Below are 24,761 nucleotides of genomic sequence, written 5' to 3'. Positions count from 1 at the left end.
GCGAGGAGCGGAGCGCGCCGCGGGAGCGGACCGGTGACGCCGTGAGCGGACAGGTGCGTGAGCATCGCAGCGAGCGCCGGCGAGCGAGGAGCGGAGCGCGCCGCGGGAGCGAACCGGTGACGACGTGACGTCTCCGGTCGATCCGGCGGAGGGGGGCGCACCGGTCGAGGAGCCGGTCCCGGAGCGGGTGCGCCGGCGCGGGTGGGCGATCGACACCACGCCGTTGCGAGACCCGGGCTACCGGCGCCTGTTCTGGGGGATCGCCACCACCACGATCGGCCAGCAGATGACGCTGGTGGCCGTCCCGTTCCAGGTCTACGCGCTGACCGGGTCCTCGTTCATGGTCGGCGTCACCTCGATGGTCGCGCTGGTCCCGCTGATCGTCTTCGGGCTGCTCGGCGGCGCGATCGCCGACGCCATGGACCGCCGCCGGCTGCTGGTGGTCACCTCCGTCGGCGCCGCGGTCACCAGCGCGCTGCTCGCAGCCCAGGCGCTGCTGCCCGGCGGCGGGAACCTGGCCCTGCTCTGGGTGCTGACCGCCGCGGTCTCCGCTTTCACCGCGGTGAACTCCCCGGCGCGCTACGCCGTCATCCCGGCGCTCGTCGGGCCGGCCGGCGTGCCGGCGGCCAACGCCCTGGCCATGACCGTCCGGCAGATCGGCGTCATCGTCGGCCCGCTGCTGGCCGGCCTGCTGATCGGGCTGGGGTCGCTGTTCACCGCCTACGCCATCGACGCCGTCGGCTTCCTCGTCGCCGTGCTGCTGCTGCGGGGGCTGCCGCCGCTGCCGCCGGGGCGGGACGCCGGCCCGCTCCGGCTGGGGTCGACCCTGCAGGGGGTGTGGGAGGGCTTCGCGTTCCTGCGCACCCAGCCGGTGCTGCTCATGACGTTCGTCGTCGACATCATCGCCATGCTGTTCGCCTGGCCGCAGGCGGTCTTCCCGGAGCTGTCCCAGACCCGGTTCGAGGGGTCGCCTAACGCGCTGGGCTGGCTGTTCGCCGGCATCTCGATCGGTGCGCTGGCGATGGGCCTGACGTCGGGGTGGGTGTCCCGGATCGACCGGCAGGGCGCGGTGGTGATCGTCTCGATCGCCGTCTGGGGCGTGGCGATCATCGGCTTCGGCTACGCCCCGACGCTGTGGCTGGCGGTGCTCTGCCTGGCCGTCGCGGGCGCCGGGGACATGGTGAGCGCGGTGCTCCGCTCGGCGATGCTGCAGCTGGCGGCGCCGGAGGAGATGCGGGGCCGCATGCAGGGCGTCTTCATCGTCGTGGTCACCGGTGGCCCCCGGCTGGGCGACCTGCGCGCCGGCGGGCTCGCCAGCGCCGCCGGGGTCACCTTCGCCATGGCGTCCGGCGGCGTCGTGGTGGTGCTCGCGATGGTCGCCGTCGCGCTGCTGGTGCCCTCGTTCTGGTTCTTCCGGGCCTCGCGGTCGGCGGTGGACGAGCGGTCCTGACGACGGTGGGGCCCGGCCGGCCTCGCCCGCCCCCGAGAGTGGCGAGACCGGCCGGACCCCGGCCTGCATATCCGATCCGGCCCGGTCCTACTCGCCGGTAGTGGATCGGATCGGGCTCAGGCCAGTGCGCGGGCGACAACTCCCAGGTCGGCGACGAGCGCGTCGTAGGCGGCCGCCCGGGCGTCGTCCGGGGTGCGCAGGATCGCCGACGGGTGCGTGGTCGCGACGATCCAGGTCTGGTGCGGGGCGTCCTCGTCGTCGTCCTCCGTCGGCGCCGGGGCGCCCGGTGGTGTCCAGGGCAGCAGCTGCCCGCGCTCGCGGGTGATGCGGAACGACGGCGAGATCAGCGCCTTGGCCGCCGTCGCGCCCAGGGCCACGACGATCTCCGGTTGCAGGACGGCGAACTCCGCCTCCAGCCACGGCCGGCAGGCCCGCAGGTGCTCCGGCCGGGGTGTCTGGTGGATCCGCCGCTTGCCCTTCACCACGTGCCCGAAGTGCTTCACGGCGTTCGTCACGTACGTGACCGAGCGGTCGAGGCCGGCGTCGGTCAGCGCCCGGTCCAGCAGCCGCCCGGCGGGGCCGACGAACGGCTCGCCCCGCCGGTCCTCCTGGTCCCCGGGCTGCTCGCCGACGAACACCACCCGGGCGGTCTCCGGGCCCTCGCCGAAGACCGTCTGGGTCGTGTCCTGCCACAGCTCGCAGGCCCGGCATCCCGCCGCGGCCTCGCGGAGCTGGTCCAGCCCGGCACCCGGGGGCGGCTGCGCTCCGCCGTCGCGCTCGCTCATGCCCCGATGACACCGCACCCCGGCGCCGCCCGCGAGGCGGGCCGGCGCCCAGCGTTCACCTGCCGTTCCGGGTGCGCCCGGCTCCGCTGAGATCGTGAGGACCGCTACGGTTCTCGCGGCAGTGCTCGACGGCAGGAGGACACGTGCTCGAGTTCGACGGGCTCCGCAAGAGCTTCGGCGACATCCAGGTGCTCGACGGGGTCGGGTTCAGCGTCCGCCCGGGCTCCATGTTCGGTTTCTGCGGCTCCAACGGCGCCGGGAAGACGACCACGATGCGGATCGCGATGGGGCTGGTCGTGCCGGACGCCGGCGAGGTCCGCTGGCAGGGCCGGCCGCTGGACCAGCAGCTGCGGCGCCGGGTGGGCTACATGCCCGAGGAGCGCGGCCTCTACCCGAAGATGAAGGTCGGCGAGCAGGTCACCTACTTCGCCCGGCTGCACGGCCTCGATGCCGCCGCGGCCGGCCGCGCCTCCGCCGAGTGGGTGGACCGGCTGGGCCTGGGGGAGCGCCGGGGCGACCCCGTCGAGAAGCTGTCCCTGGGCAACCAGCAGCGCGTCCAGCTCGCCGCCGCGCTGGTGAGCCGGCCGGAGGTGCTGATCCTCGACGAACCGTTCTCCGGCCTGGACCCGGTGGGCGTCGACTCGCTGGCCGAGGCGCTGCTGGACCAGGTCCGCACCGGCGTGCCGGTCGTCTTCTCCAGCCACCAGCTCGACCTGGTCGAGCGGCTGTGCGACTCCGTCGGCATCCTCGCCCGCGGCCGCATGGTGGCGTCGGGCACCGTCGACGAGCTGCGCCGGCGCGAGGCCGGGCGGGTGCTGCGGGTCGTCGTCCCCGACGCGGCCCCCGGCTGGGCCGCCGCGCTGCCCGGCGTCCGGGTGGTCTCCGAGCAGGCCGGCGACACGCTGCTGGACCTCGGTCCGGGCACCGACGACCAGACCGTCCTGGCGGCCGCCCTGGGGACCGGCCGGGTCACGCACTTCGCCTGGCGCGAGCCGAGCCTGGTGGAGCTGTTCCGCGAGGCCGTCGCCGCCCCGCGCACCGACGAGGAGGTGGCGGCGTGACCGCCCCGACCCGCACCCCCGAGCAGACGCCGGGCAGCACCGCGCTCGTCCGGCTCGTCGCCGGCCGGGAGATCTCCACCCGCCTGCGCGACAAGAACTTCATCGTCGGCGTGGTCCTGACGGTCGTCCTGCTCGTGGGGATCCTGGGCTTCCAGGTGGCCCTCAACTCCGGCGGCGGCGAGGAGAGCCGGCTCGCCGTCGTGGGCGACAGCGCGCAGCTGGGCCCGGCCGTCGAGGCGCAGGGCGAGGCCGTCGGCCTCGACGTCGCGGTGGTGGAGCTCGCCGACGAGGCGGCCGCACGGCAGGCGCTCGAGGACGAGGACGTCGACGGCGCCCTCCTCGCCGGCGCGCGTCCGGAGCTGCTGCTCAACGACCGCGACTCGACGATGGAGGCGGTGGTGGGCGCCGCGGTCAGCGGCGTGGCCATCAGCCAGCAGCTGGCCGAGGCGGGGGTCGACCTCAGCGCCGTGCCGGAGGTCGAGGTGACGTCCCTGCAGGGCGACGACGACGCCGCCGAGCAGCAGCAGGTGCTGGTGGCGATCATCGGCGTCGCGATGCTCTACGGCCTGCTGATCCTGTTCGGCCAGTTCGTCGCGCAGGGCGTGGTCGAGGAGAAGGCCAGCCGCGTGGTGGAGCTGCTGCTGGCCACGATGCGCCCCTGGCAGCTGCTCGCCGGGAAGATCATCGGGCTGGGCGTCCTCGGGCTGGCCCAGATCGTCCTCATCGGCGCCATCGCCGTGGGCGGGGCGCTCGCCTTCGACCTGGTCGCCGTGCCCGGCGACCTCATCGGCACCGTCGTCTCGGTCATCGCCTGGTTCGTCCTCGGCTACGCCCTCTACGCGGCGGTTTTCGCCATGGCGGGGTCCCTGGTCAGCCGGCAGGAGGACCTCGGCAGCGTGCTCACGCCGATGATCCTGCTGCTCGTCGTCGGGTTCTTCATCGGCATCCAGGCCGCGGCCGAGCCGAGCGGCACGCTCGCCGTCGTCACCTCCTACGTACCCGGCCTCTCCCCGCTGGTCATGCCGGTCCGGCAGGCGGCGGGCGAGGCGGCGGTGTGGGAGGTGGCGCTGGCGGTCGTGCTCATGCTGATCGCCATCGCCGCGGCGGTCCGGGTCGGGGGCCGCATCTACGCGGGCGCGCTGCTGCGCACCAGCGGCAAGACCAAGCTGCGGGACGCGATGCGGGGCGGGCGCGGCTGAGCCGGTTGGCCGCAACCGGGCCGGGGTAGCGGCGCGGCATGGCGATGCAGTTGGGCTACACGATGATGACCGAGCAGGCCGGCCCCAGGGACCTCGTGGGGCACGTGGTGGGCGCCGAGGAGGCGGGCTTCGACTTCGCGGTCAGCAGCGACCACTACTTCCCGTGGCTGACGGAGATGGGGCACTCGCCCAACGCCTGGGTGACCCTCGGCGCGGTGGCGCAGGCAACCAGCCGCATCCCGTTGATGACGTACGTGACCTGCCCGATCTTCCGCTACCACCCGGCCGTGGTGGCCCAGCAGGCGGCGACGCTGCAGATCCTGTCCGGCGGCCGGTTCACCCTGGGCCTCGGCGCGGGCGAGAACCTCAACGAGCACGTCGTCGGAGCCGGCTGGCCGCCCGCCGACGTCCGGCACGAGATGATCATGGAGGCGCTGCAGATCATCAGCGACCTGTTCGACGGTGAGGGCCACACGAACTTCCGCGGCGAGCACTTCGACGTCGAGTCGGCCAAGCTGTGGGACCTGCCGGACAAGCGGGTGCCCATCGGCTTCGCGGCCGGCGGGAAGCAGGCGGCCACGATCGCCGGCGAGCTGGCCGACGTACTCGTCGCGACCGACCCGCTGTCCGAGCTCGTCGAGGCGTTCGAGGCCGCAGGGGGTGCGGGCAAGCCGAAGGTCGCCCAGATGCCGATCAGCTACGGCACGGACAAGGCCGCCGCCGTGACCCGCGCCCACAGCCTGTTCCGCTGGTTCGGTCTCGGCTGGAAGGTGAACGCCGAGCTGCCCGGGCCGAGCGCCTTCGACGCGGCGAGCTCGTTCGTCCGCGAGGAGGACGTCGAGGGCAGCATCCCGTGCGGGGACGACGTCGAGGCGGTGATCGCCGGCGCGAAGGAGTACGCCGACGCCGGGTTCACCCACCTGGCGCTCGTCCAGATCGGCGGGGACCAGCAGCAGCCCTACCTCGAGTGGGCCCAGCGCGACCTCATGCCGGCCTGGCGCGAGGCGTTCGGCAGCTGATCGCCGGCCGGGGGCAGCCGATCGGGTGACCGGCGCCCCCCGGGCCGATCCCTTGGGGTGAGGTCCGCGCGCACAGGGGCGCGCGACCGGTCGTGCCGCCACGATCATCGGCGGCATGACCGAGGACCTGGACGGGCGGCTGCGGCGGCTGCTCGCCTCCGACGACGCCGACGCGCTGATCGACCTCGGCTGCGACCTGGCCGACGCCGGCCGGCAGGAGGACGCGGAGCGCTGCTTCCGCCGTGCCTTCGACCTCGGCGACTCCGTGGCCGCGTACAACCTCGGCAACTCCCTCGCCGCGCAGCACCGCTGGTCGGAGGCGGTGGACGCCTACGAGGTCGCGCTGCGCCACGGCGAAGCCGACGCCTGGCGCAACCTCGGCCTGGTGCTCGAGGACCTCGGTGACCTGGCCGGCGCGATGCGCGCCTACCGGGGGGCCGCGGCCGCCGGCGACCTGGAGGGCGGGCTGCAGCTGGCCTTCCTCCTCCGCGAGCAGGGCGAGCGCGAGCAGGCGATGGCGGTGGCGGAGGAGTTCGCCGCCGCCGGTGACGAGGAGGCGGCGGCCGTCGTCGCCTGCTGGCGCTGGTGCTCGACGCTGGACCCGGCCCTGGAGGACGACCTCCGGGCCGGGCAGCACCACTTCCCCGCGGCCCGCGCCGACCTCGCACACCTGCTGCGCGAGACCGGCCGCCCGGCCGAGGCCCGCTCGGTGCTCGAGCGCGGCGCCAAGCTGGGGGAGCAGGTGGCCTGGCTGCCGCTGGGCAACCTCTACCGCGAGGAGCTGGGCGACGAGGAGGCCGCCGAGGAGGCCTACCGCAGCGGGATCGCCGCAGGTGACCCCTACTGCCACCAGAACCTGGCGGTGCTCCTGGCCGACCGCGGCGACCTCGAGGGTGCGGTGGAGCAGTTCCGGCTCGGCGCCGCCGCCGGCGACCAGCTGGCCGCCCAGTGCCTGCGGGAGCTCGAGCTCGACTGAGCAGCCGGTCCCCGCGGCCGTCGACATGAGGGCGTCACACGGTGCGGCGATACTCGGGCTGTGTCCGAAGCCACGGTCGACGTCGCCGATCTCCGCCACCACGGGTCCACCGGTCCCGGTGACCGCGCCGACGACGAGCCGCTGCGCGCCGACATCCGGCTGCTGGGGCGCGTCCTCGGCGAGGTGATCGGGGAGCAGGCCGGCCCCGACGTCCTGGAGCTGGTCGAGTCCACCCGGGTGGAGGCGTTCCGCATCCGCCGGTCGGAGGTCGACCGGGCCGACCTCGCCCGCCGGCTGGCCGGCCTCGACGTGCGGTCGGCCAACCACGTCATCCGCGCGTTCAGCCACTTCTCCGTGCTGGCCAACCTCGCGGAGGACATCCACCACGAGCGGCGCCGCCGGCACCACCGGCGCGCCGGGTCGCCGCCGCAGCAGGGCAGCCTCGCGGCGTCCTTCGTGCTGCTCGACCAGGCGGACATCCCGGTCGACACGGTGGCCCGCGAGCTCGCCGGCGCGCTGGTCTGCCCGGTGGTCACCGCGCACCCCACCGAGGTCCGCCGCAAGACGGTGTTCCAGGTGCAGCGCCAGGTCACCCAGCTGATCCGGGAACGCGACCGGGCGGGCGACGGCGACGTCGACGCCGCCTGGTCGGCCCAGCTGTGGCGCTCGGTGCTCACCCTCTGGCAGACGGCGCTGCTGCGGCTGTCCCGGCTGCGCCTGCAGGACGAGATCGACGAGGCGCTGCGCTACTACGAGCTGTCGCTGTTCGACGTGGTGCCGGCCATCAACGCCGAGCTGCGGCAGGCGGTGGAGCAGCGCTGGCCCGGTGCCGGGGTGCTGCGCCGGCCGATGCTCATGCCCGGCTCGTGGATCGGCGGCGACCGCGACGGCAACCCCTTCGTCACCGCCGAGGCGCTGCGCCGGGCCACCACCCGGCAGGCGGAGACCGCGCTCGGCCACCACCTGGCCGAGCTGGCGGCGCTGCGCAGCGAGCTGTCCATGTCCGACCGGCTGGTCACCCCCACCCCGCAGCTGTACTCGCTGGCCGAGGCCTCGCGCGACGACTCCCCGTTCCGCGCCGACGAGCCCTACCGGCGGGCGCTCACCGGGATCTCCGCCCGGCTGGCGGCCACCGCCGCGCGCGTGCTGGGGTCGGTGCCCGGTGGCGGTGAGGCCGGCGCGGTGCTGCCGCCCTACGACAGCCCCGACGAGCTGCGCGCCGACCTCGACGTCGTCGACGCCTCGCTGCGCAGCCACGGCGCCGGGCCGCTCGCCGACGACCGGCTGCTGCGGCTGCGCGAGGCGGTGGAGGTCTTCGGCTTCCACCTCTGCGGGCTCGACCTGCGGCAGAACTCCGCCGTCCACGAGCAGGTCGTCGCCGAGCTGCTGGCCTGGGCCGGCGTGTGCGAGGACTACGCCGCCCTCGACGAGGCGGCCCGGGTGGAGCTGCTGGCCGGGGAGCTGAGGCTGCGCCGGCCGCTGGTGCGCCCGGACGCCGAGCTGTCCGAGGAGACCCGCAAGGAGCTCGACGTCCTCCTCGCCGCTGCCGAGCGGGTGGCGCTGCTCGGGCCGCGGACCATCCCGAACTACGTGATCAGCATGTGCGAGTCGGTGAGCGACGTGCTGGAGGTCGCCGTCCTGCTCAAGGAGGTCGGCCTGCTCGACCCGGCCGGCGACGACGGCCCCAGCTGCCCGGTGGGCATCTCACCGCTGTTCGAGACGATCGACGACCTGCAGGCCGCGGCCACCACGCTCGGCGCCGTCCTCGACCAGCCGCTCTACCGCTCGCTGGTCGCCGCCCGGGGGGACGCGCAGGAGGTCATGCTCGGCTACTCCGACAGCAACAAGGACGGCGGCTACCTCGCCGCCAACTGGGCGCTGTACCGGGCCGAGCTGGACCTGGTGGAGGTCGCCCGCCGCGAGGGCATCCGGCTGCGGCTGTTCCACGGCCGGGGCGGCACCGTCGGCCGCGGGGGCGGCCCCAGCTACGAGGCGATCCGGGCCCAGCCCCCGGGCGCGGTGGCCGGCGCGCTGCGCCTCACGGAGCAGGGCGAGGTGATCGCCGCGAAGTACGCCGACCCCGACCTCGCCCGCCGCAACCTGGAGGCGCTGGTCGCCGCCACGCTGGAGTCGACGCTGCTCGACGTCGAGGGGCTCGGCGACGACGCCGACGAGGCCTACGCGGTGCTCGACGACCTCGCCGCCCGCGCCCGGCAGGCCTACGTGGAGCTGGTGCACGAGACGCCCGGGTTCGTGGAGTGGTTCCGGGCGGCGACCCCCATCGGGGAGCTGGCCGAGCTCAACATCGGCAGCCGGCCCCCCTCGCGGAAGGCCGGCGACTCGATCGGCGACCTGCGGGCCATCCCGTGGGTGTTCAGCTGGTCGCAGACCCGGATCATGCTGCCCGGCTGGTACGGCACCGGGTCGGCGCTGGAGTCGTGGGTGGGCGGCTCCGACGAGCGGCTCGAGCGGTTGCGCGACCTCCACCGGCGGTGGCCGTTCTTCCGCACCGTGCTGTCCAACATGGGCATGGTGCTGGCGAAGACCGACCTGGGGCTGGCCGCCCGGTACGCGGAGCTGGTGCCGGACGAGGAGCTGCGCGCCCGGGTCTTCGACCGGATCGCCGAGGAGCACGAGCGCACCTGCCGGATGGCGCTGGCCATCACCGGCGACGACGCCCTGCTGGCCGACAACCCGGCGCTGGCCCGCTCCATCCGGAACCGGTTCCCCTACCTCGAGCCGCTGCACCACCTGCAGGTCGAGATGCTGCGGCGCCGGCGGAACGGGGAGGACGACGAGCTCACCAGCCGCAACATCCAGCTCACGATCAACGGGATCGCGACCGCGCTGCGCAACAGTGGCTGAGCACTGGTTCCTGCGCCGGCGGTCGGCCGCGGACGGCGACCTCCGCGTGGCGGTCAGCGGCGCCGACGTGCGGGCCGCGGCGCTGGCCCTCGGGCTGTCGCCCGGTGGCCTGGCGCCGGCGGTGCACGATCCCCGGCTGCGGGTGCTGCTGGGCGACGGGCAGGCCGCGCTGGTGCGTCGGCAGTGGCACCTCGACGGCCACGCCGAGGCGGTCGTCCTCCGGCGCACGGGTGTTCCGCTGGACCACCCGGCGGTGCACGCCCTGGCCGCCGGCTGGGGCTGCGAGCGGGCCCGGCACGGCAGCACCGACCGCTCCGTCGCCGTGCCGCTGCCGGGCCCGGACGCGACCGAGGCCGACCGCTTCCGGCACCTGGCCGCACTGGCCGCCACCCGGGTGGAGATCGCCGTGGCGCTCGCCCGAGACAGCGGCGAGGAGCGCACCAAGGGCGACGGCAGCCCCTCGATCGCCGCCGACGAGGCCGCGCACGCCGCCGCGGTCGAGGTGCTCGCACCCCTCGGGATCGTCGTGCTCAGCGAGGAGCGGCTGGACCGCGCGGTCGGCCCCGGCGAGCCGTGGATCGTGCTGGACCCCCTGGACGGCACCGGCAACTTCTCCGCCGGGCTGCCGCCGTGGGCGTTCTCCGCGGCGCTGGTCCGCGACGGCGTACCGGTCGCCGGCCTGGTGGCCGACCTCGCCTCGGGTCGGCGGTGGACCGGGGTGGCCGGGGCGGGCGCCGAACGCGACGCGGTGCCGATCGCCCCGCGCCCGGGCAGCACCGTGGTGGTGCCCAGCGGCCCCGGCGGCGGGGCGGTCGCCGTCCCCTCGACGGCGCGGCGGGTGCGGATCACCGGCTGCACCGCCGTCGACCTGTGCCTGGTGGCCGACGGCGCGGCCGCGGGTTGGCACGACCTCGACCGGGCCGGCACCCACGTGCACGACGTCGCCGGCGGCCTGGCGGTGCTGTTCGCCGCCGGCGGGGTGGCGCTCACCGCCGCGGGGGAGCCGCTGCTGCTGGACCCGGACACCGAGGGGCTGATCCGGTTCGCGGCGGCAGCGGACGACGCGGCGGCCCGGGAGCTGATCGCCGCCGTCGGGTGACGGCGGCCGCCGGGAGCTGCCGGGCGATGTGCGCCGGGGGCGCGTCCGTCGGCCCCGAGGACGCCATGGACGCACATCGCTCCCGTGTGCGGCACCCCGTCCGCGGCGCCCCGGAGGTCAGCGGGCGGTGGCGGCCCGGATGGCGGCCATGAGCGCCTCCCGTTCGTGCAGCGTGGTGCGCGCCCGGCCGCGGGTGGCGCCCAGGGCCTGCTCGGCGGCGTCGATCGCCCGCCAGTCCTCGAGCAGCACCGGCTCGGCGCCGCGCGCCTGCAGGGTGTGCACCAGGTCGTCGACCGGCCCGCCCGCGCGCAGCGTCCCGTCCCCGGCGTCGGCCAGGAGCCCGGCGACGGTCTCCCGCGCATCGTGCTTGTTGGTGCCGACCACCCCGCTCGGCCCGCGCTTGATCCACCCGGCGACGTACTCGCCGGCCGACGTCCGGCCGTCGCGCAGCACGCGCCCGGTGCCGTCGTGGGGAACCGTGCCGGTGCGCCGGTCGACCGGCAGCCCGGGCAGCGGCGTCCCGAGGTAACCCACCGACCGCACCACCAGGTCGGCCGGCAGCACCTCGAACCGGCCGGTGCCGATCGCCCGGCCGTCCCCGTCGACGGCGGTGCGTTCCACCTCGACGCCGGTGACCCGGTCGGTGCCCAGCAGCCGCACCGGCCGCGAGTAGAAGCGCAGCCGCAGCCGGGTGCGGCCGGGCTCGGGCGCGTGGTGGGCCCAGTCGCGCAGCACCGCGAGGTTGCGGGTGGCGTTCCGGTCGGTGGCCGCGCGTGCCTCGGCGTCGGCGTCGAGCTCGAGGTCGGCGGGGTCGACCAGCACCGTGGCCGCGGCCAGCCCGCCGAGCTCGCGCAGCTCCTGGGTGGTGAAGGTCGCCTGCGCCGGACCGCGGCGGCCGAGCACCGTCACCTCCTGCACCGGTGCGGCGGCCAGGACGTCGATGACGTGCTGGGGCATGTCGGTGGGCTCGAGCTCCTCGGTGGTGCGGGCGAGGATCCGCCCGACGTCGAGCGCGACGTTGCCCACGCCGATCACCACGGCTGACCGGACGCCGGTCAGGGCCGCCTCCACCGTGGCGCGGTCCGCGTCGGGGTGGCCGGTGTACCAGGCCACGACGTCGGTGGCGGGCAGGCTGCCGGGCAGGTCCTCGCCCTCGATGCCCAGGCGCCGGTCGAGCGCCGCGCCGTAGGTGTAGACGACCGCGTCGACGTGCTTCCGGAGCTCGGCCAGCGAGAGGTCGGTGCCGACCTCCACGTTGCCGACGAACCGGACCAGCGGGTGGTCGAGGCTGCGGTGCAGGGTGTCGCGGATGGCCCGCATCTTCGGGTGGTCGGGGGCGATCCCGTGGCGCACCAGGCCGAACGGCGTCGGCAGCCGGTCGATGAGGTCGATCGCGACGGGGATGTCGCTCTGCCGGGTCAGCGCGTCGGCGGCGTAGATGCCGGCAGGGCCGGCGCCGATGACGGCGACCCGCAACGGGGACCGGCTGCTCGGGGGAGGGGGAGCGCCGTCGTCGACCACGACTGGCATCCTGACCCGGCCGGGGCCGCTCCACCAGAGCAACCGCCCGGGCCGTTCCGATCCCGCTGCCCCAGGAGGCCCCCGTGTCCGTCGTCGTCGTCGCCACCATCACCCCGAAGCCGGACGAGGTGGACGCGGTCCGCGAGGCGATCCTCGCCGCCGTGCCGGAGGTGCACGCGGAGCCCGGCTGCGAGCTCTACGCGCTGCACGAGGCCGACGGTGTCTTCGTGATGGTGGAGCGGTGGGAGAGCCCCGACGCGCTGCGCACGCACGGCAAGGCCGAGGCCCTCACCACCCTCGGCGCGGCGCTGGCCGGCAAGCTGGCCGCCCCGCTCGACGTGAAGCGGCTGACCGCCGTCCCGGCGGGGGACCCGGACAAGGGCGCGATCTAGCCCCGGCAGCCGCTCAGCGGCAGGCGTGGTTGTGGTCGAGGTCGTCCTCGACGTACTGGACCATCGCCACGCTGCCGCCGGCGACCAGCGGGTCGTCGTCGCAGGCCTGCCGCGCGTCCGCGCGGTCGGTGGCGCCCGCCAGCCAGCTGTCGAGGTCGGCCAGGTCGCTGCCCCCCGGCACCTCGCCGACGATCCGGCCCCACTGGTAGCCGGTCGAGTACAGGCCCACCCGGCCGTCCCGGTCGGTGAGGTAGTCGGTCATGCCCTCGAGAGTCGCGCGGTTGCGGGCGAGCGCGTCGTCGGACCCCGACTGCCAGGTGTTCATGGTCTCGACGTCCAGCCACCAGGTGTAGTGCTGGGGCCGGCTGTCCAGCTGCACCGCGCGGGCGGCGGGGCGGAAGAACGACTGGACGCTGGCGCGTGCCCGTTCCCAGCCGTACTGCCAGCTGCAGGCCATCGAGTTGGTGCCGTCGCAGCCGCCGTAGGGCGTGTCGCCGGCGGACGGCCACGTGGTGACCAGGCCGCGCACCTGCCCGGGGTTGGCGGTGTTGAGGTACAGCTGCAGCGGCGGCTGACCGGAGACGTCGCCCGACGAGCCGGCCGCCCACTCCAGCTGCGCCGCCAGGCAGGGGTTGGTACGCGTGGCCAGGCCGCCGTTGACCCCGACGACGGCGAACGCGGCGTCGGCGGGCAGCTCGGTGCCGCACTGCGGGTGGGAGACGTCGTACCCGACGGTGCTGGTGCGGTCGTCCCGCTCGGCGGGCACGGCAGAGGCCGCGGCCGGGACGCCGATCAGGCCGGCGACCGCCGTGAGCGTGACCGCCCATCGGAACCGGTGCCTCATCCTTCCCGAGGGTACACGCGGGACGGGCTGCCGAGGTGGACGTGCAGGTCAGACGGCCTGGCAGACCGGGCACCAGTAGAGGTTGCGCCCGACCATCACCTGGGTGCGGATCTCGGTGCCGCAGAGCCGGCACGGCAGGTCCGTGCGGCGGTAGACGTAGTGCGCGTCCTCCCGGCGGACCGCGCCGCTGCGGCGGGAGCGGTCCTCGGGCCGGGTGGTGATGATCCGGCCCATCCGGACGCCGGCCCGCAACAGCGTGACCAGGTCCTGCCACATCGAGCCCCACGTCCCGGCGTCGACCTGCCGGCCGGGCCGGAACGGCGAGACGCCGTGCCGGAAGAGCACCTCGGCCCGGTACACGTTGCCGACGCCGGCCAGCACCGACTGGTCCATGAGCAGGGCGCCGATGGCGGTGCGGCTGCCGGCGATGCGCCGGTGGGCGAGGGTGCCGTCGGCGCGGGGACGCAGCGGGTCGGGGCCCAGCCGGTCGAGGATGCGGTCCACCTCGGGCGCGGCCAGCACCTCGCACGCGGTGGGGCCGCGCAGGTCGGTCCACACCCCGGCGCCGTCGGGCCCGTCGGCCTCCCAGCGCATCCGCAGCGCCCCCTTCGCCGGGGGTGGCGTGCCCGCACCGGTGGTGAAGCTGCCGTAGAGGCCCAGGTGCACGTGCAGGCTGTCGCCGCCGAAGCGCGCGAACAGGTGCTTGCCGTAGGAAAAGACCTCGTCCAGCTCGCGGCCGTCGAGCAGCGCGGCGCCGGCCTCGAACCGACCTTGCGGGCTGGTGACGTGCACCGGGCGGCCGGCGAACAGCAGCTGCTGCTCCCGCGCCAGGCGGAACAGGGTGTGGCCCTCGGGCATCCGCGCAGCCTAGGTGGCCGCTGTCCGGCGACGGTCAGCGGTCGGCGGTCTCCAGTCCGAAGTGCGGGCGGTCGTCGACCGCGACCAGGTCGACCAGCTCGGGGTGCTGCTGGATGTAGTGCCGGATGAACGAGCAGTACGGCAGCACGGTGAGCCCGCGGTCCCGGGCCGCGGAGAGGACCTCGGCGACCAGCCTCGTCCCGATGCCCTGGCCGCCGACGGAGGGATCCACCTCGGTGTGCGGAAGGGTCATCTGCCCGTTCTCGACGTGGTAGCTGGCCAGTCCGACGACCCGCTCGCCCTGCCGCACCTCGAAGCGTCCCCGCTCGGGGACGTCGACCACCGTGGTCTCCATCGTTGTCGTCCACCCTCCATGACCCCGGCGCCGTTGCCGGAGCTCGGTATGTGCCCCAGCACGGTAACCCGCTGGAACCGCGCCGTGTCTCCTCCGTACCGACGAGTCGGGTGCAGCGAGGGTTCCGCGGGGTCACCCGTTAGCCTCTCCGCGAAGGTCCGGGCGCGGGGAGAACCGCCCCGAGGCCCCCGTAGCTCAGGGGATAGAGCATCGGTTTCCTAAACCGTGTGTCGCAGGTTCGAATCCTGCCGGGGGCACTGGCTGGACCTCACCGTGCCCGACGACCGCCTCGTCGCCTCCATGCTGCTGCAGAGTGCGCATCCCGGGGCGGCGGTGTCCGTCGCGACCAGCGACCTGAACCTGCAGACGAAGCTGGCGGCGATGGCGCTGCCGTTCGTGGAGCCGCCGGACGAGGCGCCGGAGCGCGGCACCGCTAGCTGTGCGCTGTGAGTCCCTGGGAGGCCGCGCGGCTCTGTGGGGCGGGGCGCCCGAAGCGGGTCACCCCGCGCGGCGTGTAGACCGCCAGCGCCGTCGCGCCGAGGAGGACGAGCAGCGCGGCGGTCGCGTCGACGACCAGCCGCACGCGCATGCCGTCGAGGGCGGACCCGAAAGTGCCGCCAGCGGCCGCCCCCGAGCCGAGGTGGCCGATCGGCTGGGTGTGCAGCAGCAGGAGTGCGGTGGCGACGACGGTGAGCGCCAGCTTGACCACCACCCACAGTGCCGCACCAGCCCCCAGGACGTGCCCACCGACTGCACGACGCCGGTCAGCAGCGATGCCAGAGCCAGCGGCACGATCACCGCCCAGGTGATCACGTCGGTGGCGATGTAGCTGCCGCGCCGTGCACGACGCGGCCCTGGACGCGACCGCCGCGCTGGTCGCCGAGCACGGCCCGGCCGCGGTCACCATGTCGCAGATCGCGCAGCGGACCGGTATCGGCCACGCCACCCTGTACCGGTACTTCCCCGATGTCGAGGCGCTGCTGACGGCCTGGCACACCCGGCAGGTCACCAGCCACCTCGAGCACCTGGTCCAGGTCCGGGACGCCGCCGGCCCAGGTGACCGGCTGGAGGCGGTGTTGCTGGCCTACCTGGGGATGTCCGGCTAGCACGCGGGCTCCGAACTGGCGGTCCGGCTGCACCGTGGCGCCCACGTCGATCACGCGCGACGCCACCTGCGCGACTTCCTCCGCGACCTGCTCGCCGAGGGCATCACCGCCGGCGAGCTGCGCGGCGACGTGTCCCCGGACGAGCTGGCCGGCTACGTGCTCGGCGCGTTGTCGGCGGCCGCCGACCTGCACTCCGACGCCGTGGTCCGGCGGCTGGTCACCATGACCCTGGCCGGGCTGCGCCGGCCGGACTCGGTCACGGCCACCACGCGCAGGCCACCGCCGTCGTCGGCGGCCGCGGCCACGGCGTGCGGCGCCGCCAGCTGCGCCCGCTGCTGCCAGGTGCCGGCGGCGTCGGTGCTGATCTACACCACGCCGTCGGGGGTGATGCCGACCGCGGCGGTGCCGTCGTCGGTCCAGGCGACTGCCTGCAGCAGCGGAGCGCCCTGCACCGGCACCCACGTCGTGCCGGCGTCGGGCGAGCGCAGTAGGCCGGTACCGGTGGTGGCCAGTACCTGGCCGTCGGCGGCGGCGGTGAGCGTGTGCGGTTCGGCGGGGATGGCCAGCTGCTCCCAGGTGGTTCCGTCGGCGGTGCGGCGCAGTGTGCCGTCGTAGCCGAGAGCTACCCCGCCGGGCAGGGCGGTGAGGGCGTGGAAGTCGGACTCCCCGGCGCGGGACAGCGGTGTCCAGGTCTCACCGCCGTCGGTGCTCGCGATGAGCCCGACCGGGTTGGGCAGGTCGGTGCGCAGGCCCGGATGGCCGGAGGCCAGGTAGTGGTCCGGCCCGGCGACGGCGAACCCCATCAGGTCGATCACCGGACCGACCGCGGCCGTCCGGCCGTCGTCGCCGACCGCGATCAGCCGGTCAGCAGGGCCACCAGGGCGGTGCCGGCCAGTGTGGAACGGGTGGTGCGGGACAAGCGCATGCGAGAACTCCGGATGGCCCAGTCACGGAACAGGCAGGCGGTGCGGCGGGGCGGGCGGTCGGCCCGCCCCGCCGCGGCTGGGTCAGCCGCCGAGCTCGGTGAGCAGCTGCTGCATCTCGGCGATCTCGGCGTTCTGGCTGTCGCGGATGGATGCGGCCAATGCGATCGCCTCGTCGTTGCGCCCGTTGGCGGACTCCTCGACGGCCATCTGTACCGCGCCCTGGTGGTGGGCGATCATCCCGGTCAGGAAGAGGCGGTCGAACTCCGGACCGGTGGCGGCCATCAGGGCCTGCATGTCGCCCTCGGACATCATTCCGCCCTCGCCGTGGTCCATGCCGCCCATGCCGTCGTCCATGCCGTCGTTCATGTGGCCGGCGTCGGCATCCCAGTCCTGCAGCCAGCCGGTCATCATCTCGATCTCGGGGTCCTGCGCGGCCTGGATGCGGGCGGCCAGGTCGAGCACCCGCGGGTCGGCGGCGCGAGTCTGGGCCAGCTCGGACATGGCGATCGCCTGCCGGTGGTGGGGAATCATCTCGCGGGCGAACGCGACGTCGGCGTCGTTGAACTCGGCCTGCTCGGCCGACGAGCTGGTCGAGGAACTTCCGCCGTTCATCATCGAGCCGTGCCCGGCGGCGTCGGAGTCGTCGTCGGCGCAGCCGGCGAGGACGAGAGCGCCGGCGATCAGGGCGGCGGTGAGGACGGTCAGGCGTGTCGTGGTGCGGGGCATGGCTGGGATCTCCTGGCTGCGGGGGTGGACCGGTGGGCGTGCGCGCACACCGCCGCCGGGCCAGCGCGGGGCTGGGGTGGGGCGGTGGTGGCGGTCGGCCTAGGTCCGCAGCAAGCAGAGGGCGTGCAGGTCCGGCGGCCGGAGCGGTGCCAGGCCGGCGGGCAGTCGGGGGCGTAGCCGTGCCCGGGGCGGGCCGGGCAGCGCCGGGGTGCGGGGCAGCAGCAGGGTGAGCAGCACGGCCAGGCCGGCGGCGAGCACGGCCAGGCACAGCGTCCACAGGTGCCCGCCCTGATCGGCCGGCGTGCTGTCGTGCCCGGCGGCGAGCAGGCCTGCCACGGGAGCAGCAGCGGCGACGATCATCGCGCTGATGTCGCGGTGGGCACCGTGCGCGTCGGTCGGAGTGCTCGCCGCGCTGGTGTGCGCGCCGCCGTCGAGCAGCCCGGCAGGGGCCACGGCGACCGTGGCGGCACCGTGTCCGGCCGCGTGATCGGTGCCGGCGGCGGTGCACTGAAGGCCGTGCATCGCGAAGACGGCGGCCAGCAGCAGCAGCGCCGTCCATCCTCGTGCCGCCATCCCTACCCCCCTTTCCGTCCGAGGCTACGACGGCCCAAGCGACCGCCTGCCACCTACGCTGCCCGGGTGTCCGGACCGCTCAGTGCCGGCCGGCGGCGGCCGGCTCGGCGTCCGTGGCCGCACCCCGGGCCCGGCCCGTGTGGCCCGCGGTGACCTCGGCGACGCTGGCCTCCGGCCGCAGGTCCAGCCGCCGCAGCAGCTGGGCGTTGGACGCCACGACGACGGTGGACAGGCTCATCAGCAGCGCGCCGACCTCCATCGGCAGGATGAAGCCGATCGGGGCGAGCACTCCAGCGGCCAGCGGCACCGCGAGCAGGTTGTAGCCGGCCCCGGCCCACAGGTTCTGCTGCATCTTGCGGTAGCTCGCCCGAGACAGCCGGATGACCGACAGCACCGCGCGGGGGTCGGAGGAGGCCAGGATGATGCCGGCGGAGGCGATCGCGACGTCGGTGCCCGCCCCGATCGCGATGCCGACGTCGGCCTGGGCGAGCGCGGGGGCGTCGTTCACGCCGTCGCCGGTGAACGCGACCGACCGCCCCCGGCGCTGCAGCTCGGCGACCTTCTCGGCCTTGTGCTCCGGGCGCACCCCGGCGAACACCTGGTCGATGCCGAGCTCGGCGGCGATCACGCGGGCGACCGGCTCGGCGTCGCCGGTGATCATGGCGACCTCGATGCCCAGGGCTTGCAGCGCGTCGACGGCCTCGCGGGACTCCGGCCGGACCTCGTCGGCCAGGCCGAGTGCGCCGACGATGTGCCCGTCGACCAGCACGTGCAGCACCGTCGAGCCGGTCTCCGCCCACGACCCGGTGTCCGGCAGTGGGGTCAGGCCGTGCTCGGCCAGCAGGTGCGGCCCGCCGACGGCGACGGTGCGCCCGTCGACGGTGGCAGTGACCCCCACGGCGGCCGACGCGCGGAACTCGGTCGCCGGCGCAACCGTCAGGCCGCGGTGGCCGGCTGCCGCGACGATCGCGCGGGCCAGCGGATGCTCGCTGTCGGCCTCCGCGGCCGCGGCCAGCGCCAGCACCTCGTCCTCGGCCAGGCCGGCACCGGCGATGTGGTTGACCGCCGGCTCGCCCTTGGTCAGCGTCCCGGTCTTGTCGAACAAGACCGTTCCGACGGTTCGCATCCGCTCCATCGCGCCGCGGTCCTTGACCAGCACCCCGCCGCGGGCGGCCCGCTCGGTGGAGATCGACACGACCAGCGGGATGGCCAGGCCGAGTGCGTGCGGGCACGCGATGACCAGCACCGTGATGACGCGGGTGAGTGCGTCCTCCGGGGTGCCGTAGACGGTCCAGATGACGGCGGTGATCGCGGCGGCGGCGATGGCGAACCAGAACAGCCAGCCGGCGGCTCGGTCGGCCAGCAGCTGCGCGCGGGTGGTGGAGGACTGCGCCTCGGCGACCAGCCGCTGGATGCCGGCCAGCGCGGTGTCCTCACCGACCGCGGCGACCCGCACCCGGATCGCGGTGTCGGTGGCGACGGTGCCGGCCACCACGGCGTCCCCGGGGCCGCGGCGCACCGGCTTGGACTCCCCGGTGATCATCGACTCGTCGACGTCGGCGGTGCCGTCGACGACCTGCCCGTCGGCCGGCACCCGCCCGCCCGGGCGGACGATGACCACGTCGCCGAGGGCCAGCTCGGCCGGCGGCACGGTGACCACCTTGTCGCCGACGACCTTCTCCGCCTCGTCGGGCAGCAGCGCGGCGAGTGAGTCCAGCGCCGAGGAGGTCTGCGCCAGCGACCGCATCTCCAGCCAGTGGCCGAGCAGCATGATCACGATCAGCAGCGCCAGCTCCCACCAGAAGTCCAGCTCGTGGGAGAGCAGGCCGGCCGTGGAGCCCCAGGAGGCGACGAAGGCCACGGTGATGGCCATGCCGATGAGCAGCATCATCCCGGGCTTGCGGGCTCGGATCTCACCGATCGCGCCGGTGAGGAACGGCCGGCCACCCCAGACGTAGATGACCGTGCCCAACACCGGAGAAACCCACATCAGGCCGGGGACGTCGGGCAGCGAGTAGCCCACGATGTCGGCAAACATGCCGCTGAGCAGCACCGTCGGCACCGCCAGCGCCAGCATCAGCCAGAACAGCCGCCGGAACATCGCCACGTGGTCGCCGCCGCCGTGACCGGCGTGAACGCCGTGGTCGGGAGACGCGGCCTGCATCGGGTCCTCAACGGAAAGGCGCATGTCGCCGGCACCGTCACCGACCGGCATGCCCTGCCCGTGGGTCGACCCGTGATCGTGCCCGGCCGCGGCCGCGGCCGCGTCGGAGTGCCCCGTGTGGTGGGAACCAGAACGGCTCATGGGATCTGACATGGTCTTCCAACCCTCGCGTCGAACGGCCTGATCCCTACCCCGGTGGGGGCGGCTCAGGTGGCGTCACCGGACCGTGTGCCATTGCCAACGCTATACCCCCCGCGGGTATACCTGCTAGTGCTGGCGGACTCAGCAACGACCTGGTGGCCACGGGTTGCGACCGTCGGGTCATCAACTGGCGCCGGGCGCGGCTGCGGCCACCCCGCTGCCAGCGCGATCAAGGGTCGGCGTCACCGGCGTCGACGCCCGCGTGCGCAACCACGTCGGCCGCGGCTACCGGCTGGTCGCGCAGTGGGTGGGCCTGGACCACGACGCCGCGCTGACCGCCGAGCGGGCGGTGATCACCCGCTGGCGGGCCGCCGGCGTCGAGCCGGTGGCGACCGCGCCGCGCAACGGGGTCACCGAGACCGCGCCCGCCGCCCTGCTGGCCGGTACCCGGGCACACCTGGGCCTGCTCCTCGGAACTCCCACCGGGGACACCTCCTCCGCCTGGAGCCCCGGCGACGCCGCCCTGCGACTCGTGGCGTAGCCCCACCACTGCCGGCCGGACCGGTCAGGGGGTTCGTGCGCCGGTGTCGCGCAGCGTGGTCAGCTGCTGCCGGAACTGCTCGTCGCTGAGCTCGCCGCGGGCGAACCGCTCGGCCAGCAGCTGCTCCGGGGAGCGGACCGGCTCAGCCGGGCGGTCGGCCTGCCGGGTGGCGCTGATGAGCAGCATCCCGCCCAGGACGAGTAGGGCGATGAACAGCAGGCTGCCGAGGGTCATGCCGGCCCAGCCCCAGCCGGTCATGTGGTCGCCGTCGTACCAGTCCATCATCGCTGTCTCATCTCCGCGCACCAGCCGCGTCCGGGTCGCTCCCGGTCCGCCGGCTTATCGTCAGACTCCGCCGCCGTCGGCCGGCCCCGCATCGAGCGAAAGTCACCGCCAGCAGGGCCGTCGGCCCTCAGTGGCACGTCACGGCCCGGATCCCCAGCGAGACCAGCGCGGCAGGCTACGAGTCGCACGGTGCACTGAACGCCGCCGCCGACCGCAAGCAGCTGTGGCGTCCCGGCGTTGGAGCACCACGAGGCGGTCCTCGCCCGCGACCTGACAGACGCAGCGTCGCAGCCGGCGCCGACCCGACTACAGGAGGCGGGAGACCGCGGCCAGGTCGGCGGCGCTGAACCGGATCGTGGCAGTGAGCTCGCGCGCCGCCGACGCGTCCCACAGCGGGTGGAAGTTCCAGCCGACCTCGTAGCGCCAGTGGGCCCCATGAGTCTGGATCCACCCGTGCCCGTCAGGCCCCACCGGCGCGGTCGCATCGCCGAGCACCCGCGCGGCGAGCTCGTGGTCCGCGGCATTCAGCGCGAGCTCGGCGAGCGCAGCGGTGGCGCCGGCCGGCGAGGTCGCCGACGGGAACATGACAGGGGGTGGTCGGCCACGATGTCGGCGTCGGAACGAACGAGGGGACTTCGGTGGTCTGGTGGCCGATCGACAGGGACGAGCAGCGTGGGCAGCGGTGCCGGGCGTGCGGTCGCACGGAGGGGCTGTCTCGTGACGGCGAGGGGCGTGTCCTCTGCCCAGACCACCGGGACTTGCACGACGCCTGAACGGCCGTAGCTGCTGGTGTGTAAGAAATCCGCCGAACCGCCCGCTTCGCCGCTGGTCAGAGCAGCGGTTGGCACCCCACTGGCACGTCCCGCGCGGTGACGTCGGTCATCCGAGCAGGGCCGCGGTGATCTGGACGAGGATGCCGGCAGCGACGACGAACACCAGGTAGGCGAACCAGCGGCGCAGTCGCGCGGTGTCCAGCCGGGTGGCGAGCCGGCCGGCGGCCAGCGCGGTGACGACGGCGGCCGCGGTGAACGCGACGGTGACCGGTACGTCCAGGGGTGCGCCGCCGGCGTGCGCGGCGAACCCGGCGGCGGAGTTGACGGCGACGACCAGCAGGGAGGTGCCGATCGCGACCTCCATCGCCAGGCCCAGGACGACGACCAGCACCGGGATGATCAGGAAGCCGCCGCCGACGCCCAGCAGGCCGGTGAGAAACCCGACGGCGAGCCCGCCGGCCAGGGTGCGGGGCAGGCAGCGGCGCCAATCGACCCGGCCGCCGTCGGCGGCGCAGGCGGCGCCGGTGGTGGGCTTCTCCGACAGCATCCGGACACCGGCGCCGACCATCAGGGCGGCGAACAGGCCGAGCACGACCTCGGGTGGGAGGAGCCGGTTGACCGCGGCGCCGGCGAAGGCGGTGGCGATGCCGGCCGCGCCGAACAGCAGCGCGATCCGCCAGGCGATCTGGCCCCTCCCCAGCCGCGGGAGCAGCGCCACCAGCGCGGTGATGCCGACGACGAGCAGCGACGTCGCGACCGCCTGCGGCAGGTCCTGCCCGGCGGCGTAGACCAGCGCCGGGACGGCCAGGATCGACCCGCCGCCGCCGAGCAGGCCGACCAGCGCCCCGATGACCAGGCCGAGGACGATCGCGACGGTCACGACGTGGTGCTGCCGGACGCCCGGAGCACCTGCACCGCGTCGCGCAGGGTCACCGCGCGACCGCCGCGGTTGTAGGGCAGCCGGGACAGCGCCGCGCCCATGGCGCAGGTGTCGGTGACCGCGGCGGTGGTCAGCCCGGCGCCGACACCCCCGGCGAGGAAGCGGGCTCGGGGGAAGCGCAGGCTGGCCAGGATGCTGGTCACGACCAGACCACCGGCGACCAGGCGGACCTGGCGTTCCAGGGCCCAGCGGGCCCGGCCGCGGCCAGCGCGGTGGCGTGCTCGGTCACCAGCGGCAGCGGGATGTTGATCGAGCCGGGGATGTGCGCGGTCTCGTACTCGGCCGGGGTGCGCACGTCGACCAGGGTGGGTGCGGTGTCGCCGGTGAGCCGGTCGGTCAGCTCGGCGGGGGTGATCAGGGCGGTGGTGCGGGAGTTCACGGGGCTGTCGTCCTCTGGATCGTCGGTCAGGTGGTGGCGGGACGGGCGTGCAGGCCGGCGGCGGCCGCGCCGGTGTCCGGGTCGCCGTAGCCGCCGTCGACCAGCACCGGGCGGCGGCCGGCGCGGGCGAGCATCGAGGCGGCGATGGAGGCGCGGTAGCCGGAGCCGCAGTAGACCCACACGTCGCCGGCCGGGACCTCGTCGAGCCGGCCGGGCAGGTCGTGGATGGGGATGTGCAGCGAGCCGCGCACCCCGCCGCCGGCGCGCTCGTCGTCGCGGCGGGCGTCGAGGACCACCAGGTGGGGGTCGGTGCCGATCGCGTCGGCGAGGCCGGTGAAGTCGCTGACCGGGTAGGCGCCCAGGTCCCGGCCGGCGGCCAGGGCCTCGGGGCTGCCGATCGCGGCGCCGGCGAGCCGGTCGATGCCGATGCGGACCAGTTCGCGGCGGGCCGCGGCGACCTGCTCCCCGGTCTCCCCGAGCAGGGTGACCGGCGCGCCCCACGGGACCAGCCAGCCGACGTAGGTGACGAAGTTCGCGATGGCCAGCTCGAAGTTCAGCGCACCGGGCAGGTGTCCGGCGGCGAACGCGGTCCGGCTGCGCAGGTCGATCACCCATTCGCCGGAGGCCAGCCGGACGGCCAGCTCGTCGGGGTCGACCGGCCGCGGCATCGACAGGTCCACCGGCGCGGGGCCGGCGGCGTTCGCCGGACCCATGTGGGCGTACCAGGCCGGGATGGCGGTGAGGCCGGCGATGAGCTGGTCGACGAAGGTCCGCTCGTCCTGCGTGAGCGCCGGGTTGACCCGCGCCTGGTCGCCGACGGTGGACGAGTCGCCGCTGGTCGGGGTGGCAGCGCAGAACGAACCGAATCCGTGGCTCGGGAAGACCGGGGTGCCCGCGGGCAGCTCGTCGACCAGCCGGCGCACCGAGTGGTACTGGGCATGGGTGAGCTCGTCGGTGTGCTCGGGGCCGACCAGGTCGGTGCGGCCGGTCGAGCCGTAGAGCATCGAGCCGCCGGTGAACACCGCCTGGGTCTGCCCGTCGGCGTCGGTGAGCACGTAGCTGACGTGGTGGTGGGTGTGCCCGGGGGTGTGCATCACCCGCAGCCGCATCGGTCCCGCCTCGAGCACGTCGCCGTCGGCGGCCGGGACCCGCTCGTAGGCGACGGTGTCCCCGGCCGGGACGGCGTACCCGGCTCCGACGGTGCGGGCCAGCTCCAGCCCGCCGGTCAGGTAGTCGTTGTGGACGTGGGTCTCGGCCACGAGCGCGATGCGGACGCCCCGCTTCTCGGCGAGCGCGAGCACCCGGTCGATGTCGCGCTGCGGGTCGATGACCACGCCGACACCGTCGGCGCTGACCAGGTAGCTGCGGTCGCCGAGGCCGGTGGTCTCGATGATGTCGATCTGCATGAACGCTCCTCGGTACGGTACAGGGTACGGTACAGGGTAGGGGTATCTATCAGTGAAAATGGACGTCGGTCAGGCGGTCGGACGGCCCTCGGCGACCCACGCGGTCATGCCGCCGGCGAGGTCGGCCACCTCGTAGCCCTGGTCGGCGAGGAACCGCGCCGCCCGGGAGCTGCGCCCGCCGCTCCGGCAGACCGTGACGACCGGGCGGCCGCGGTCGAGCTCGGCGGCGCGGGCGGGCAGCTGCCCGAGCGGGATGTGGACGCTGCCGGCGATGCGGCCCTCGGTGAGCTCGGCGGCCTCGCGGACGTCGAGGACGACGGCGTCGGTGCGGTCGGCGACCTGGGCGGGGGTGAGCTGGGGTACCTCTGCGTTCACGG

Annotated in this window: 28 protein-coding genes, 1 tRNA gene and 1 pseudogene; 13 read left to right on the top strand and 17 right to left on the bottom strand. The window is 74.8% G+C overall.

Annotated features, from left to right (window positions below; translation table 11 throughout):
- Window positions 1-124 precede the first annotated feature (124 nt).
- Window positions 125-1,450, top strand: coding sequence for an MFS transporter (locus O2W17_RS06555; RefSeq protein ID WP_269191595.1), 1,326 nt, complete (start codon window positions 125-127; stop codon window positions 1,448-1,450).
- A gap of 116 nt (window positions 1,451-1,566) precedes the next feature.
- Here the strand turns inward: O2W17_RS06555 and O2W17_RS06550 are convergent, their stop codons facing one another.
- Window positions 1,567-2,235 carry a UdgX family uracil-DNA binding protein gene (locus O2W17_RS06550; RefSeq protein WP_269191594.1) on the bottom strand — a complete coding sequence of 223 codons (669 nt, stop codon included), beginning with the start codon at window positions 2,233-2,235 and terminating at the stop codon, window positions 1,567-1,569.
- A 143-nt stretch (window positions 2,236-2,378) separates the two neighbouring features.
- On the opposite strand from O2W17_RS06550, the gene O2W17_RS06545 reads away from it, so the two are divergent.
- From O2W17_RS06545 to O2W17_RS06520, 6 genes are all read left to right on the top strand, one after another.
- A complete protein-coding gene (locus O2W17_RS06545) occupies window positions 2,379-3,296 on the top strand; it encodes an ABC transporter ATP-binding protein (protein ID WP_269191593.1) in 918 nt (305 codons plus the stop codon).
- Window positions 3,293-4,495, top strand: coding sequence for an ABC transporter permease (locus tag O2W17_RS06540; RefSeq protein ID WP_269191592.1), 1,203 nt, complete (start codon window positions 3,293-3,295; stop codon window positions 4,493-4,495). Before O2W17_RS06545 ends, O2W17_RS06540 begins: the two co-directional genes overlap by 4 nt.
- Window positions 4,496-4,533: 38 nt before the next feature.
- Window positions 4,534-5,514 carry a TIGR03557 family F420-dependent LLM class oxidoreductase gene (locus tag O2W17_RS06535; RefSeq protein ID WP_269191591.1) on the top strand — a complete coding sequence of 327 codons (981 nt, stop codon included), beginning with the start codon at window positions 4,534-4,536 and terminating at the stop codon, window positions 5,512-5,514.
- A gap of 115 nt (window positions 5,515-5,629) precedes the next feature.
- On the top strand, window positions 5,630-6,490 hold the full coding sequence (locus tag O2W17_RS06530) for a tetratricopeptide repeat protein (protein ID WP_269191590.1): 861 nt from the start codon (window positions 5,630-5,632) through the stop codon (window positions 6,488-6,490).
- Between the two features lie 60 nt (window positions 6,491-6,550).
- Window positions 6,551-9,355 (top strand): phosphoenolpyruvate carboxylase, encoded by a 2,805-nt coding sequence (gene ppc / locus O2W17_RS06525; RefSeq protein ID WP_269191589.1) that lies wholly within the window; start codon window positions 6,551-6,553, stop codon window positions 9,353-9,355.
- The gene (locus O2W17_RS06520) at window positions 9,348-10,454 is read left to right on the top strand and encodes an inositol monophosphatase family protein (protein ID WP_269191588.1); all 1,107 of its coding nucleotides are present in this window, start codon (window positions 9,348-9,350) and stop codon (window positions 10,452-10,454) included. Before ppc ends, O2W17_RS06520 begins: the two co-directional genes overlap by 8 nt.
- A gap of 117 nt (window positions 10,455-10,571) precedes the next feature.
- On the opposite strand, the gene O2W17_RS06515 is transcribed toward O2W17_RS06520, so the two are convergent.
- The gene (locus O2W17_RS06515; RefSeq protein ID WP_269191587.1) at window positions 10,572-11,984 is read right to left on the bottom strand and encodes an NADP oxidoreductase; all 1,413 of its coding nucleotides are present in this window, start codon (window positions 11,982-11,984) and stop codon (window positions 10,572-10,574) included.
- A gap of 74 nt (window positions 11,985-12,058) precedes the next feature.
- On the opposite strand from O2W17_RS06515, the gene O2W17_RS06510 reads away from it, so the two are divergent.
- Entirely contained in the window at window positions 12,059-12,367 is a 309-nt protein-coding gene (locus O2W17_RS06510; RefSeq protein ID WP_269191586.1) for a putative quinol monooxygenase, read from the top strand.
- Window positions 12,368-12,380: 13 nt separating this feature from the next.
- On the opposite strand, the gene O2W17_RS06505 is transcribed toward O2W17_RS06510, so the two are convergent.
- Genes O2W17_RS06505 through O2W17_RS06495 form a run of 3 tightly spaced genes read right to left on the bottom strand, consistent with a single transcriptional unit; the run spans window position 12,381 to window position 14,424 of the window.
- Window positions 12,381-13,211, bottom strand: coding sequence for a hypothetical protein (locus tag O2W17_RS06505; protein ID WP_269191585.1), 831 nt, complete (start codon window positions 13,209-13,211; stop codon window positions 12,381-12,383).
- A gap of 48 nt (window positions 13,212-13,259) precedes the next feature.
- Window positions 13,260-14,069 (bottom strand): Fpg/Nei family DNA glycosylase, encoded by an 810-nt coding sequence (locus O2W17_RS06500; RefSeq protein WP_269191584.1) that lies wholly within the window; start codon window positions 14,067-14,069, stop codon window positions 13,260-13,262.
- 34 nt (window positions 14,070-14,103) lie between these two features.
- On the bottom strand, window positions 14,104-14,424 hold the full coding sequence (locus tag O2W17_RS06495) for a GNAT family N-acetyltransferase (RefSeq protein ID WP_269191583.1): 321 nt from the start codon (window positions 14,422-14,424) through the stop codon (window positions 14,104-14,106).
- A 184-nt stretch (window positions 14,425-14,608) separates the two neighbouring features.
- Between O2W17_RS06495 and O2W17_RS06490 the strand changes: the two genes are divergently transcribed.
- Both O2W17_RS06490 and O2W17_RS06485 read left to right on the top strand, forming a co-directional pair.
- Window positions 14,609-14,681, top strand: a tRNA-Arg gene (locus O2W17_RS06490).
- A 16-nt stretch (window positions 14,682-14,697) separates the two neighbouring features.
- Entirely contained in the window at window positions 14,698-14,874 is a 177-nt protein-coding gene (locus tag O2W17_RS06485) for a hypothetical protein (protein WP_269191582.1), read from the top strand.
- On the opposite strand, the gene O2W17_RS06480 is transcribed toward O2W17_RS06485, so the two are convergent.
- A complete protein-coding gene (locus O2W17_RS06480; RefSeq protein ID WP_269191581.1) occupies window positions 14,858-15,136 on the bottom strand; it encodes a hypothetical protein in 279 nt (92 codons plus the stop codon). The genes O2W17_RS06485 and O2W17_RS06480 overlap by 17 nt on opposite strands.
- Before the next feature lie 127 nt (window positions 15,137-15,263).
- On the opposite strand from O2W17_RS06480, the gene O2W17_RS06475 reads away from it, so the two are divergent.
- Window positions 15,264-15,530 carry a TetR/AcrR family transcriptional regulator gene (locus tag O2W17_RS06475; RefSeq protein ID WP_269191580.1) on the top strand — a complete coding sequence of 89 codons (267 nt, stop codon included), beginning with the start codon at window positions 15,264-15,266 and terminating at the stop codon, window positions 15,528-15,530.
- 15 nt (window positions 15,531-15,545) lie between these two features.
- Window positions 15,546-15,761: pseudogene (locus O2W17_RS22285) on the top strand (SbtR family transcriptional regulator); the annotation flags it as partial.
- 134 nt (window positions 15,762-15,895) lie between these two features.
- On the opposite strand, the gene O2W17_RS06470 reads toward O2W17_RS22285, so the two are convergent.
- The 4 genes from O2W17_RS06470 to O2W17_RS06455 form a co-directional block, all read right to left on the bottom strand.
- A complete protein-coding gene (locus O2W17_RS06470; RefSeq protein WP_269191579.1) occupies window positions 15,896-16,345 on the bottom strand; it encodes a WD40/YVTN/BNR-like repeat-containing protein in 450 nt (149 codons plus the stop codon).
- Between the two features lie 192 nt (window positions 16,346-16,537).
- On the bottom strand, window positions 16,538-17,182 hold the full coding sequence (locus O2W17_RS06465) for a DUF305 domain-containing protein (RefSeq protein ID WP_269191578.1): 645 nt from the start codon (window positions 17,180-17,182) through the stop codon (window positions 16,538-16,540).
- A 99-nt stretch (window positions 17,183-17,281) separates the two neighbouring features.
- Window positions 17,282-17,755 carry a hypothetical protein gene (locus O2W17_RS06460; RefSeq protein ID WP_269191577.1) on the bottom strand — a complete coding sequence of 158 codons (474 nt, stop codon included), beginning with the start codon at window positions 17,753-17,755 and terminating at the stop codon, window positions 17,282-17,284.
- Window positions 17,756-17,834: 79 nt separating this feature from the next.
- The gene (locus O2W17_RS06455) at window positions 17,835-19,943 is read right to left on the bottom strand and encodes a heavy metal translocating P-type ATPase (RefSeq protein ID WP_269191576.1); all 2,109 of its coding nucleotides are present in this window, start codon (window positions 19,941-19,943) and stop codon (window positions 17,835-17,837) included.
- A gap of 379 nt (window positions 19,944-20,322) precedes the next feature.
- Here O2W17_RS06455 and O2W17_RS06450 point away from each other — a divergent pair, with 379 nt between their 5' ends.
- Window positions 20,323-20,601, top strand: a complete 279-nt coding sequence (locus O2W17_RS06450) for a hypothetical protein (protein ID WP_269191575.1) — start codon at window positions 20,323-20,325, stop codon at window positions 20,599-20,601.
- 24 nt (window positions 20,602-20,625) lie between these two features.
- Here O2W17_RS06450 and O2W17_RS06445 read toward each other — a convergent pair whose 3' ends face one another.
- The 7 genes from O2W17_RS06445 to O2W17_RS06415 form a co-directional block, all read right to left on the bottom strand.
- Window positions 20,626-20,886: an SHOCT domain-containing protein gene (locus O2W17_RS06445; RefSeq protein ID WP_269191574.1), complete on the bottom strand. Its 261-nt coding sequence runs from the start codon at window positions 20,884-20,886 to the stop codon at window positions 20,626-20,628.
- 306 nt (window positions 20,887-21,192) lie between these two features.
- Window positions 21,193-21,471, bottom strand: a complete 279-nt coding sequence (locus tag O2W17_RS06440) for a hypothetical protein (protein WP_269191573.1) — start codon at window positions 21,469-21,471, stop codon at window positions 21,193-21,195.
- A gap of 294 nt (window positions 21,472-21,765) precedes the next feature.
- A complete protein-coding gene (locus O2W17_RS06435; RefSeq protein ID WP_269191572.1) occupies window positions 21,766-22,539 on the bottom strand; it encodes a sulfite exporter TauE/SafE family protein in 774 nt (257 codons plus the stop codon).
- Window positions 22,536-22,742 carry a hypothetical protein gene (locus O2W17_RS06430; RefSeq protein ID WP_269191571.1) on the bottom strand — a complete coding sequence of 69 codons (207 nt, stop codon included), beginning with the start codon at window positions 22,740-22,742 and terminating at the stop codon, window positions 22,536-22,538. Before O2W17_RS06430 ends, O2W17_RS06435 begins: the two co-directional genes overlap by 4 nt.
- Window positions 22,739-22,978: a rhodanese-like domain-containing protein gene (locus O2W17_RS06425; protein WP_269191570.1), complete on the bottom strand. Its 240-nt coding sequence runs from the start codon at window positions 22,976-22,978 to the stop codon at window positions 22,739-22,741. The genes O2W17_RS06430 and O2W17_RS06425 overlap by 4 nt, the downstream gene beginning before the upstream one ends.
- 26 nt (window positions 22,979-23,004) lie before the next feature.
- Complete coding sequence (locus tag O2W17_RS06420; RefSeq protein WP_269191569.1) at window positions 23,005-24,384, bottom strand: MBL fold metallo-hydrolase; 1,380 nt, start codon at window positions 24,382-24,384, stop codon at window positions 23,005-23,007.
- A gap of 69 nt (window positions 24,385-24,453) precedes the next feature.
- Entirely contained in the window at window positions 24,454-24,759 is a 306-nt protein-coding gene (locus O2W17_RS06415) for a rhodanese-like domain-containing protein (protein ID WP_269191568.1), read from the bottom strand.
- Window positions 24,760-24,761: the final 2 nt, after the last annotated feature.

This window comes from Blastococcus sp. VKM Ac-2987 (assembly GCF_026967805.1).
GTDB lineage: Bacteria > Actinomycetota > Actinomycetes > Mycobacteriales > Geodermatophilaceae > Blastococcus.
This window is presented reverse-complemented; position numbering and strand designations above follow the sequence as displayed.